The organism is Kitasatospora sp. NPDC059803, from assembly GCF_042732255.1.
Taxonomy (GTDB): Bacteria; Actinomycetota; Actinomycetes; order Streptomycetales; family Streptomycetaceae; genus Kitasatospora.
In genome coordinates this window covers 1,505-12,094 of the sequence record NZ_JBHWIJ010000058.1, presented here as the reverse complement: position 1 = coordinate 12,094, position 10,590 = coordinate 1,505, and the positions used below count along the sequence as shown (strand labels likewise).

General features: G+C 71.3%; 9 protein-coding genes, 2 tRNA genes and 1 pseudogene. 4 read left to right on the top strand and 8 right to left on the bottom strand.

The annotated features are described in order from the left end of the window. Positions 1-834 (bottom strand): annotated as a pseudogene (locus ACFV6I_RS12765) (class I tRNA ligase family protein); the annotation flags it as partial. Between the two features lie 213 nt (positions 835-1,047). On the opposite strand from ACFV6I_RS12765, the gene ACFV6I_RS12760 reads away from it, so the two are divergent. Both ACFV6I_RS12760 and ACFV6I_RS12755 read left to right on the top strand, forming a co-directional pair. Next, positions 1,048-1,932, top strand: coding sequence for a hypothetical protein (locus ACFV6I_RS12760; RefSeq protein ID WP_380424988.1), 885 nt, complete (start codon positions 1,048-1,050; stop codon positions 1,930-1,932). Between the two features lie 92 nt (positions 1,933-2,024). Then, complete coding sequence (locus tag ACFV6I_RS12755) at positions 2,025-2,807, top strand: hypothetical protein (RefSeq protein WP_380336924.1); 783 nt, start codon at positions 2,025-2,027, stop codon at positions 2,805-2,807. Between the two features lie 97 nt (positions 2,808-2,904). Here the strand turns inward: ACFV6I_RS12755 and clpX are convergent, their stop codons facing one another. The 5 genes from clpX to ACFV6I_RS12730 form a co-directional block, all read right to left on the bottom strand. Continuing rightward, on the bottom strand, positions 2,905-4,194 hold the full coding sequence (clpX, locus tag ACFV6I_RS12750; protein WP_063347569.1) for an ATP-dependent Clp protease ATP-binding subunit ClpX: 1,290 nt from the start codon (positions 4,192-4,194) through the stop codon (positions 2,905-2,907). A gap of 249 nt (positions 4,195-4,443) precedes the next feature. Beyond that, positions 4,444-5,106 (bottom strand): ATP-dependent Clp protease proteolytic subunit, encoded by a 663-nt coding sequence (locus tag ACFV6I_RS12745; RefSeq protein WP_063347570.1) that lies wholly within the window; start codon positions 5,104-5,106, stop codon positions 4,444-4,446. A 56-nt stretch (positions 5,107-5,162) separates the two neighbouring features. Then, positions 5,163-5,780 (bottom strand): ATP-dependent Clp protease proteolytic subunit, encoded by a 618-nt coding sequence (locus ACFV6I_RS12740; RefSeq protein WP_063351100.1) that lies wholly within the window; start codon positions 5,778-5,780, stop codon positions 5,163-5,165. Between the two features lie 265 nt (positions 5,781-6,045). Beyond that, positions 6,046-7,440, bottom strand: coding sequence for a trigger factor (gene tig / locus ACFV6I_RS12735; RefSeq protein ID WP_063347571.1), 1,395 nt, complete (start codon positions 7,438-7,440; stop codon positions 6,046-6,048). Positions 7,441-7,734: 294 nt separating this feature from the next. Beyond that, positions 7,735-7,808: transfer RNA gene (locus tag ACFV6I_RS12730), tRNA-Pro, on the bottom strand. A gap of 157 nt (positions 7,809-7,965) precedes the next feature. Here ACFV6I_RS12730 and ACFV6I_RS12725 point away from each other — a divergent pair. After that, positions 7,966-8,036: transfer RNA gene (locus tag ACFV6I_RS12725), tRNA-Gly, on the top strand. 90 nt (positions 8,037-8,126) lie between these two features. On the opposite strand, the gene ACFV6I_RS12720 is transcribed toward ACFV6I_RS12725, so the two are convergent. Next, complete coding sequence (locus ACFV6I_RS12720; RefSeq protein ID WP_380424986.1) at positions 8,127-8,699, bottom strand: hypothetical protein; 573 nt, start codon at positions 8,697-8,699, stop codon at positions 8,127-8,129. A 210-nt stretch (positions 8,700-8,909) separates the two neighbouring features. Between ACFV6I_RS12720 and ACFV6I_RS12715 the strand changes: the two genes are divergently transcribed. Continuing rightward, a complete protein-coding gene (locus tag ACFV6I_RS12715) occupies positions 8,910-9,701 on the top strand; it encodes a DUF6348 family protein (protein ID WP_380371235.1) in 792 nt (263 codons plus the stop codon). Between the two features lie 34 nt (positions 9,702-9,735). Here the strand turns inward: ACFV6I_RS12715 and ACFV6I_RS12710 are convergent, their stop codons facing one another. Continuing rightward, positions 9,736-9,933, bottom strand: a complete 198-nt coding sequence (locus ACFV6I_RS12710; RefSeq protein ID WP_063347574.1) for a hypothetical protein — start codon at positions 9,931-9,933, stop codon at positions 9,736-9,738. Between the last annotated feature and the right edge of the window lie 657 nt (positions 9,934-10,590).

Sequence of the window (10,590 nt, the reverse complement as noted above, 5' to 3'; positions counted from 1 at the left end):
GCCGGCCCCGGGCCCCAACTCCGGGTCGACGGGGGCGAGGGCCACCACCGGGACCCGACGGCCGGTCAACGGCAGCTCGATCTCGGTGCCGACCAGGTGGCGGTAGCGCTCGTCGTCCGGGTGGACGGCGACCGCGGTGTCGCCCAGCATCGTCTCGGCGCGGGTGGTGGCGACGACGATCGAGGCGTCACCCTCGCCGTAGCGGATCGAGACCAGCTCGCCGTCGTCGTCCTGGTACTCCACCTCGATGTCCGAGATGGCGGTCAGGCAACGCGGGCACCAGTTGATGATGCGCTCGGCCCGGTAGATCAGCTCGTCGTCGAAGAGCTTCTTGAAGATGGTCTGGACGGCCTGGGACAGGCCCTCGTCCATGGTGAACCGCTCGCGGGACCAGTCCACGCCGTCGCCCAGGCGACGCATCTGGCCGGAGATCTGGCCGCCGGACTCCGCCTTCCACTTCCAGACGCGCTCGACGAAGGCCTCCCGGCCCAGGTCGTGGCGGGACTTGCCCTCCTTGGCGAGCTCGCGCTCGACCACGTTCTGGGTGGCGATGCCGGCGTGGTCCATTCCGGGCTGCCACAGCGCCTCGTAGCCCTGCATCCGCTTGCGGCGGACCAGCGCGTCGATCAGCGTGTGCTCGAAGGCGTGGCCCAGGTGCAGGCTGCCGGTCACGTTCGGCGGGGGGATGACGATGGTGAACGGGGGCTTGTCGCTCTTGGCGTCCGCGGTGAAGTAGCCACGCTCTACCCAGCGCTCGTACAGCTCGCCCTCTACGTCCGCGGGGGTGTAGGTCGTCGGGAGAGTGGCTGCTTCGTCCCCGGCAAAGGTGCTCACGGGGTGCTGGTTCGTCGTGTCGGTCACGACGCACAGTTTACGTAACCGCAGGCCCGTGTTACGAACCGCTTTCTCCGCGCGGACGCGACCCGCCCGAACGGCTCGGCGGAGGACACCGTACGGTACCGTTCCCGGGCACTCGTCCGGTGTCCGCACGGACCCCGGGACGACACGACGACAGGCCGCGGGTGCGGCGGGGGAGCACGGACGCAGATGTACGGCCAGGGCCAGCAGTATCCGCAGGGACAACCGCAGGGACAGCCTCAGCCGTACGGGGGTCAGCCCCCGTACGGCCCGCCGCAACCGCCGCCGCCCTACGGCGCCCCGCAGCAGCCGCCCCAGTACGGCTACCCGCCGCAGGACGGCCAGCCCTACGGCGCTCCCCAGCCGCCCTACGGCGCCCCGCAGCAGCCGTACGGCGCCCCGCAGCCCCCGTACGGCTACCCGCCGCAGGCCCCGTACGGCCAGCCGGGCCAGCCGGGCTACCCGCCGCCGCCGAAGAAGGGCCGGACCGGCCTGGTGGTCGGCCTGGTCGTGGGCACACTGGTGCTGGGCGGCGGCGGTTTCGCCGCGTGGAAGTTCCTCGGCGACGACCAGGGCGGCCAGTACAAGATCTCCGCGCCGCAGTCGCTGCCGGACGGCTACACCCAGAAGTCGGCCAAGGAGGAGGCCGTCGACCCGGCCAAGCCCGAGGCGGCGAAGTTCGGCAAGAACCTCAACGTGCTGGTGGCCAGCTACAGCAAGGGCTCCGACGCGCTCGACACGCTCTCCGTGGTCGGCGTCTACGGGGAGCTCAACGACCCCGGCCAGATCATCGACGACTCGAAGAAGGACAGCGGCGGGCTGACCTGGTCCACGCCGCTGACGGACTTCCCGGCGCAGGACGGCCACAGCTCCTCGGCGAAGCTCGCCTGCGGCGTGGCCAGCGTCATCGCGGGCAAGGCCGGGCCCACGGTCTGCGTGTGGGCGGACAAGTCCACCACCGGCCGGATCACCTTCAGCAAGATCAGCCTGACCGGCGGCGGCCAGGGCCTCACCCCGGCCCAGGCCGCGGACAGGACCCGGGCGATCCGCGACGCCATGGTCGTCGCCAAGTAACCGGGGCACCGCCCCGCCACGTCACCACCACGTCCCCGCCGCCGCCGGCCGCGCCGGGCGGCACCCGGGCATCGCCATCAGAGAGGCCTCGCGTGACCGAGCAGAACCCCTACGGCCCCCCGCCGCAGCCGGGACACGACGCACCGCCGCCCCCGCCGGCCCCGCCGGGCTACGGCGGCATCCCGCCGCAGAGCCCCCCGCCCGGCTACCCGCCGGTCGGCGAGCCGGGCGCTTACCCCGGGTACGGCGCGTACCCGCCGGTGCCGCCGCCGCGCAAGTCCCGCAAGACGCTCTGGACCGTGCTCGGCGTCGTCGGCGCCTTCGTGCTGCTGGGCGGCGGCGCGCTCGCCTACTTCGTCTACGACGTCGCCAGCAGCGCGGGCACCCAGAAGATCGTCCTGCCGGCCACGTTCAAGGACCTGCGCCAGAGCGACGACCCCCAGGTCGCCGACACCCTGGAGAAGGGGCTCACCTCCAGCTTCGGCAAGGGCGACGGCAACTGGAGCCCCACCGGGGTGGGCGCCCTCTACCAGAACGCGCAGTCGGACCCTCAGCTGGTCGTGTTCGGGGGCTACGGCAAGGTCCTGGCGCCGAAGCAGGAACTGAACCAGGCGTTCCAGGGCATGGCGTCCACCGGTCGCAAGCTCGACAACCGGCACGTGGTGGACGCCGGCCCCAAGGGCGGCGCGATGGAGTGCGCCACCGTCGTCGGCGGCGAGGGCGAGGCCGGGACCACGATGGGCATCTGCGCCTGGGCCGACAGCAGCGGCCTGGTGATGGTCATGACGGTGGCCGACCCGAGCGCCCAGCCGGACCTGGACAAGCTCGCCGCCGACACCCGCGACCTGCGCGCGGTCGCCGAGGTCCCCAAGTAGTCCACCGGGAACCGCCGGTGACCCTCCGGGCACCGGGAGACGCCGAAGGGCCCCGCACCGGTCGGTGCGGGGCCCTTGCGGATGCGGCGGGCGCGGGTCAGGCGCTCTTCTCGCGTCGCTCGCGCTTGATCATGTCGCGCGGGACGAGGGTGGGGATGGCGTGCTTGGAGACCACGTCCCCGGTGACCACCACGCGGGCGACGTCCTGACGCGAGGGCACCTCGTACATCACGGACATCAGCACCTCCTCCATGATGGCCCGCAGACCGCGCGCGCCGGTGCCGCGCAGGATCGCCTGGTCGGCGATCGCCTCCAGCGCGTCCCGGGAGAACTCCAGCTCCACGCCGTCCAGTTCGAAGAGCTTGCGGTACTGCTTGACCAGCGCGTTCTTCGGCTCGGTGAGGATCTGCAGGAGCGCCTCGCGGTCCAGGTTGTGGACGCTGGTGATCACCGGCAGCCGGCCGATGAACTCGGGGATCATGCCGAACTTCACCAGGTCCTCGGGCATCACCTGGCGGAAGTGGTCGCTGGCGTCCGACTCCCGCTTGGAGCGGATGTTGGCGCCGAAGCCGATGCCCTTGGCGCCGGCCCGGCCCTCGATGATCCGCTCCAGGCCGGCGAACGCGCCGCCGACGATGAACAGCACGTTGGTGGTGTCGATCTGGATGAACTCCTGGTGCGGGTGCTTGCGCCCGCCCTGCGGCGGCACCGAGGCGGTGGTGCCCTCCAGGATCTTCAGCAGCGCCTGCTGCACGCCCTCGCCGGAGACGTCCCGGGTGATCGACGGGTTCTCGCTCTTGCGCGCGACCTTGTCGATCTCGTCGATGTAGATGATCCCGGTCTCGGCCTTCTTGACGTCGTAGTCGGCCGCCTGGATCAGCTTGAGCAGGATGTTCTCGACGTCCTCGCCGACGTACCCGGCCTCGGTCAGCGCGGTGGCGTCCGCGATCGCGAACGGCACGTTGAGCATCCGGGCCAGGGTCTGCGCCAGCAGCGTCTTGCCGGAGCCGGTGGGGCCCAGCAGCAGGATGTTGGACTTGGCCAGCTCGATGGCGTCCTCGCGGCCGTTGCCGCCGCTGCGGCCCGCCTCGCCGGCCTGGACGCGCTTGTAGTGGTTGTAGACCGCCACCGACAGCGCCTTCTTGGCGAGGTCCTGGCCGACCACGTACTGGTCCAGGAACTCGTAGATCTCCCGCGGCTTCGGCAGCTCCTCGAAGCGCACCTCGGAGGTCTCGGCGAGTTCCTCCTCGATGATCTCGTTGCACAGGTCGATGCACTCGTCGCAGATGTACACGCCTGGGCCGGCGATCAGCTTCTTCACCTGCTTCTGCGACTTGCCGCAGAACGAGCACTTGAGCAGGTCGCCACCGTCTCCGATGCGTGCCACGAGGTGCTTCCCCTTCGCCAGGGGCCCCGCAGAAGTTCCGGGGCCTGGTGCTGTGGACCGTCAACGCCGACGGCGATCGGTCTCGCTATCCGACGGTACTCTGCCGGGCCCCTGATTCCGTCCTCTTCGCCGGGTCTGCCCTACGCCCTGGGCGAATTGATACCGAACAGATGCCGTTGCGGAGGCCGCCGACGACCCGGAGCGGAGCGCGCACGCAGGATGCGCGCCCCGCCTCGGAGGGTGCCGGCCTCAGGAGGTCAGCGAGGTCTTGCGGGTGGAGATGATCTGGTCGACGAGGCCGTACTCCAGGGCCTCCTCGGCGGTGAGGATCTTGTCGCGCTCGATGTCCTCGCGCACCTGCTCCACCGGCTTGTTGGAGTGCTTGGAGAGCATCTGCTCCAGCTGCTCGCGCATCCGGAAGATCTCCTTGGCCTGGATCTCCAGGTCGGACACCTGGCCGCGGCCGGTCTCGGTGTACGGCTGGTGGATCAGGATGCGGGCGTTCGGCAGCGCCATCCGCTTGCCGGGGGTGCCGGCGGCGAGCAGCACGGCCGCGGCGGAGGCCGCCTGGCCCATGCAGACCGTGGTGATGTCCGGCTTCACGTACTGCATGGTGTCGTAGATGGCCGTCAGGGCCGTGAACGAGCCGCCGGGCGAGTTGATGTACATCTGGATCTCGCGGTCCGGGTCCATCGACTCCAGGCACAGCAGCTGCGCCATGATGTCGTTCGCCGAGACGTCGTCGACCTGCGAGCCGAGGAAGATGATGCGCTCCTCGAACAGCTTGGCGTACGGGTCGTACTCGCGGATGCCCTGCGTGGTGCGCTCGACGAAGCGCGGGACGATGTAGCGACCCTCGGCGCGCATGTCCTCGACGCGGGCCTGGGCGGCCGACAGGCTGGGGATGATCATGGGGGTTCTTGTCCTCCGGGGCGTTGTGGCTGTGGTCTCGTGGGCCGGGCCGAGGCTCAGGCGCCCGTGCCGCCGCCGCCGGGAACGTCCGCGGCGCTGTGCATGATCGCGTCGATCAGGCCGTACTCCAGGGCCTCCTCCGGCGCGAACCAGCGGTCGCGGTCGGAGTCCCTGGTGATCTGCTCGAAGGACTGGCCGCTGTGGAAGGCGATCAGCTCGGACATCCGCTTCTTGGTGCGCAGCAGCTGCTCGGCCTGGATGCGGATGTCGGTGGCGGAGCCGCCGAGGCCGGCGGACGGCTGGTGCATGAGGATGTTGGCGTTCGGCAGCGAGAAGCGCTTGCCCTTGGCACCGGCGGTCAGCAGGAACTGGCCCATCGAGGCCGCCATGCCCATCGCGATGGTGACGACGTCGTTCTTGATGTACTGCATGGTGTCGTAGATCGCCATGCCCGCCGAGATCGAACCGCCCGGGGAGTTGATGTAAAGGAAGATGTCCTTTTCCGGGTCCGCGGCCAGCAGCAGCAGCTGGGCGGTGATCTTGTTGGCGATGTCGTCGTCGACCTGCTGGCCGAGGAAGATGATCCGCTCGTTGAGCAGCCGGTTGTACACCTGGTCGCCCAGGCCGCCGAGCACGTCACCAGAGGCGGCGTGCGGCGCCATCGGGCCAGGCATCTGCATCTGCGGGAACGTCACTTAGCCACCTGCTCAGTCGATTTGGACGGTCGCTCCACGGCCGTCACGATGTCGCACAGCTTCCGGGTATCACGGTGTGATTGGTGCTGTCCAAGGACCCTAACGCGCAGGCCGGGCCGCAGAATCCCTCACGCAGAACTGTTCGCTGTGAGCGCAGGGTCGGGCCCGCCCCGGGGGACGACGACGGGCCCGGACACCGTACGGCGTCCGGGCCCGTCGCAGACCTCAGGGGTTACCGGGGCACTCAGGCCTCGGTCTTCTCCTCGGCGGCGGTCTCCTCGGCGGCGGGGGCCTCGACGGTCTCGGCCGTCTCGTCCTCGTCGTCGAAGTTGACCTCGTTGCCCTCGGTGTCGACGACCTTGGCGGCCTCGACCACGGTGGCCAGCGCCTTGCCGCGGGCGACCTCGCCGACCAGCAGCGGCACCTGGCCACCCTGGACGACCTGCTGCGCGAACTGGTCCGGGGTGAGACCCGAGCCGGCGGCGCGGCGGATGAGGTGCTCGGTCAGCTCCTCCTGGTTAACACCCAGCTCTTCGTCGGCGACGATCTGGTCCAGGACGAACTGGGTCTTGATGCCCTTCTTCGCCTGCTCCTCGATCTCGGCGTCCCACTCCTCGCGGGACTTGCCCTGGGTCTCCAGGTAGCTGTCGATGTCGAGGCCCATCGGCTGGAGCTGGTGGTGCTCCAGGTTGTGCTTGCGGGTCTCGACCTCGTCCTTGAGGAGCTTCTCCGGGAACTCGATCTCGACCAGGCCGAGCAGGGCGTCCAGCACCTTCTCCTGGGCCTGGGTCGCCTGGTCGTACTCCTTCATGCGCTCCAGGCGCTTGCGGGAGTCGTCGCGCAGGGCCTCCAGGGTGTCGAACTCGCTGGCCAGCTGGGCGAACTCGTCGTCCAGCTCGGGCAGCTCCTTCTCCTGGACGGCGGTGACGGTGACGGTGACCTCGGAGGTCTGGCCCGCCTGGGTGCCACCCTTGAGCTCGGTGGAGAAGGTGGCGGTGCCACCGGCCTCCAGGCCGGTCACGGCGTCGTCGATGCCGTCGATCAGGCGGCCCGAGCCGATCTCGTAGCTGACGCCGTTGGCGGTGCCGTCCTCCGGCACCTCGCCGTCGACCTTGGCGATCAGGTCCACGACCACGATGTCGCCGGCGGCCGCGGCACGCTCGACGTCCTTGACCGAGGAGAAGCGCTCGCGCAGCTGCTCCAGGGACTTCTCGATGTCCTCGTCGGAGACGACGATCGGGTCGACGGTCACCTCGATGGAGGCGAAGTCCGGGAGGGTGATCTCCGGACGGATGTCCACCTCGGCGGTGAACTTCAGGTCGCCGCCATCGGCGAGCTTCTCGACACCCTCGATGTTGGTGATGTCGGGCTGTCCGAGGACCTCGATCTTGCCCTCGTCGACGGCCTGCGTGTAGAAGCGCGGGAGGGCGTCGTTGACGGCCTCCTCCAGCACGGCGCCACGGCCGAAGCGCTGGTCGATGACCCGGTTCGGGATCTTGCCCTTGCGGAAGCCCGGGACCGAGACCTGCTGGTTGATCTTCTTGTACGCCGCGTCGAGGCTGGGCTTGAGCTCCTCGAAGGGCACCTCGACGGTGAGTCGAACCCGGGTCGGGTTCAGAGTCTCGACGGCGCTCTTCACGGTTAGGTCTCCTATGGGCTTGCGGTCAGGTTGCCTCCGCCGTTCCCGGCCGCCGGCCGAGGCCGTACGAATGGGTCGGGCGAGACGGGCGATGAAGGGTTGGAGCTGCATCTCCCGTGGGGGGTGGACGGTGAGAGTGACTCCTCGCCCTCGTGCGGTTGACCTGGGTTGACACCGCAGGGACTACCGCCAGCGCCCCATCCTACCGGTACCACGAAAGGCGGACGCCAGGCGCCACCGTCGGGCCCGAACAGAACAGGGCCCCGCCACGGTGGACGAGACCCTGCCGCACTGTCGGGGTGACCGGATTCGAACCGACGGCCTTCCGCTCCCAAAGCGGACGCGCTACCAAACTGCGCCACACCCCGTGGTGCCGAGAGGAAGCGTACACGTCGGGCCCTGGCGGCTCGCCGACATATTCGGGGGCGGTCCGAGGGAGCGCGCGCAGAATCCGGTGTGCACGGAAGCGACCGGACCAGGTACGCTGTCCCCCGAACTTCCGGCCGGCAACGACCGGGGGATCGCGCGGGCGTAGCTCAATGGTAGAGCCCTAGTCTTCCAAACTAGTCACGCGAGTTCGATTCTCGTCGCCCGCTCATCGGCCCGGCCCCGGTGCGCCGCCCCGCCGGGGGGCGGTTGGGTGTGCGGGGCGGCCCCCGCGGCCCGGGGGGGCGGGGCGGGCCGGTTCAGAGTCCGAGCCGGGCGGCCCGGGCGGCGGCCCGGTCGAGCAGCCGGTGGACGTCGGCCTCCCTGGTGGCGGGGCGGTCGTTGTACTCGTCCGGGGAGTGCGCCGGGCGGCCGGTCGCGTGCAGCACCTCCATCAGCTGGACCCGGGCGGTGCGCACGGTGGCCGGGGTGCCGTAGCCGTGCGCGAGGACGGCGGCCTGGGCGCCGAGCAGGCAGACCCGGCCGCGTGCGTCCCACATCGCGCCCTGCAGCCAGCCGTGGGCGCCGATGTAGCGGGAGGCGAGCCGCAGGTGGTCGGCGGCGCTGACCGGCACCGGGCGGGGCGGGGGGCGCAGCGCCCCGGCGCGCAGGGTGGCCCGGGGCGCCGGGGGGCCGGCGCACCACGGCCGCACGGCGGTGCCGTGGGGGCAGACGTACGGCACCGGGCGGCGCGCGGGGGCGGGCAGCGAGGCGAGGTAGGCCTCGATCTCGGCGGCCAGGCCGGAGCCGTCCGGGCCCGCCAGGAGGGGCGGAAGGGGTGCCGGAGGGGCCGTCAGGAGCGACGGAGGGGGTGTCGGGGCGGCGCGGGTCATGCGGGCTCTCCAGGCGGGCGGTAGGGCCCCGGCCGGCGGCCACGGGGCGGTTCCGCTTCCCAAAGTGGTGCATTCCAGACATTTCCGCGACTGGAGAACCGGGGAGGCCGGACGGTTTCCCGCCTGGCTGCCGGGCCGATAGCCTCGGCGGCGTTCGAGCGCAGTTCGAGCGGGAGCTCACCCGCCGCGCTCCGAGGTGGAGGAGTCCCGGTGCGTCCCCAGGAGCGGCTGGCCGTCATACAGCGCTGTGTCGTCCGGGAGATGGCACGCCTCGGACAGGAGTTCAGCGCCGACGGCGAGGTGGTGCGCGGCCCGGGGACGACGGCGGTGGCGGTGCGCGAGCACCCCGGGAACGACGGCGCCGGCCACGTCGACCTCGGCTACGTGCTGCACCTGGGCCGGGCGGACGCGCCGGTGGTGTGGGACTGCGCGGCCGGCCTCGGCAAGACCGAGGAGGAGAAGCTCGCCAACGCGGTGAAGATGTGGGCGACCACCACCGCCTCGGTGCTGGTCGAGCTGACGGACGGGCGCGGCGTGCACGCCGACCACGCGGACCACCCCGAACTCCCGGGCTGGCACGCCGTCCAGGGGCCGGCGGCGGTGTTCGGCTTCGGCAACGAGCACCTGGCGGGCTGGCTCGCCGAGCACCGGGTGCTGCCGGCGCTCGCGCCCGCGCTGCGGCCGCAGCTGGCCGGGCCGGGGCCGGTCGGGGTGAAGCTCTTCCTGGGCGGGAAGGCGGGCGACGACGTCGCCGAGGTCCGGGTCGACGGCGAGGTGTCGGAGGCCGCGTCGGCGGCGCTGCGCGCGATGGACTGGCCGCGGGGCGAACGGCTGTGCTGGGCGCGGCTGTTCGTGCTGTTGACGGCCGAGCGGGCGGCGCCGGGGCAGGCCGCGGCGGCGGGTGCCGCGGCACCCGCGCCGATGCGCGCCCCCGCCCCGGCGGCGGCCCGCCCCCGGGGACTGTTCGCTCGCTGGCGGGAGGCCAGACGGGCCGGCCGGTGACCCCCTCGCGGGGGTCGCGGACGGCCCGGCCGGGTCAGCCGCCGGTGATGCCCGAGATGCTGTGGGCGAGGTTCGCCAGCAGGGAGTTGATCGAGCCCGCGACCGTGGTCTCGTGCAGCATGAAGCCGAACAGGGCGGCGATGATGCCGTGCGCGATCTTCAACTGCTTGTTGCGGATGAAGATGATGCACAGGATTGCGAACAGGACCAGCGCGGAGACGGAGAGTGCCACCCGGACTCACTTCCTCGTTTCATAGCGTGGTGCCGCCGCCCGGCGGCACCTGCGAAGCCGGACCCCGGCCTGTCCGACGGTCCCGAGGCGGAATCGCGGATCGACCGGCACACCACCGGCGAGGGAGCCCGGCGCGGTCGAACGTTGTCTGCCGTGCCGCACGTGACGCCCCCCATCCCCCGAATCCTGAACAGTCCCGCCCGGACTCAGTGTGGTCGACCGTGCCGATTGCGTAAAGGTCTGACAGTCAGCCCAACGCCGATATCCTGCGATGCGAGACGAGTTTCCGCCGACCGGGACGATAGCGGAGCCGTTCTGACGAATCGTCGCCGGGGCGGCGCTGAGCGGCCGGAAGGCGGCCGGAGACGGGTAACGGAAGCCGCAGGTCCGGTCAGTCGACGGGGCGGCCGATTTGGCCGAAGATCGGCTGCCCGGCTTGACAGCAGGTGCCTGCGGCATGTGCCGGTCCGTCCGGTGACGGACGGCCGGGGCGAGGGGGCGTCAGTCGCGCCAGAGCAGCAGGACCGCGCGGTCGTCGTTGATTTCCCGGGCCCCCGCACGAAAAGCCCCGCCCCCCCCCCCCCCCCCCCCCCCCCGCCCCACCCCGGGCCCACCGCGCGACCGACGCCCCCCCACACCACGCCGCCCACCCGCGGG

Coding starts and splice junctions, on each gene's coding strand:
- ACFV6I_RS12760 (WP_380424988.1), top strand. CDS start 1,048: ATGTACGGCCAGGGCCAGCAGTATCCGCAGGGACAACCGCAGGGACAG.
- ACFV6I_RS12745 (WP_063347570.1), bottom strand. CDS start 5,106: ATGATCATCCCCAGCCTGTCGGCCGCCCAGGCCCGCGTCGAGGACATG.
- ACFV6I_RS12740 (WP_063351100.1), bottom strand. CDS start 5,780: ATGCCTGGCCCGATGGCGCCGCACGCCGCCTCTGGTGACGTGCTCGGC.
- ACFV6I_RS12720 (WP_380424986.1), bottom strand. CDS start 8,699: ATGACCCGCGCCGCCCCGACACCCCCTCCGTCGCTCCTGACGGCCCCT.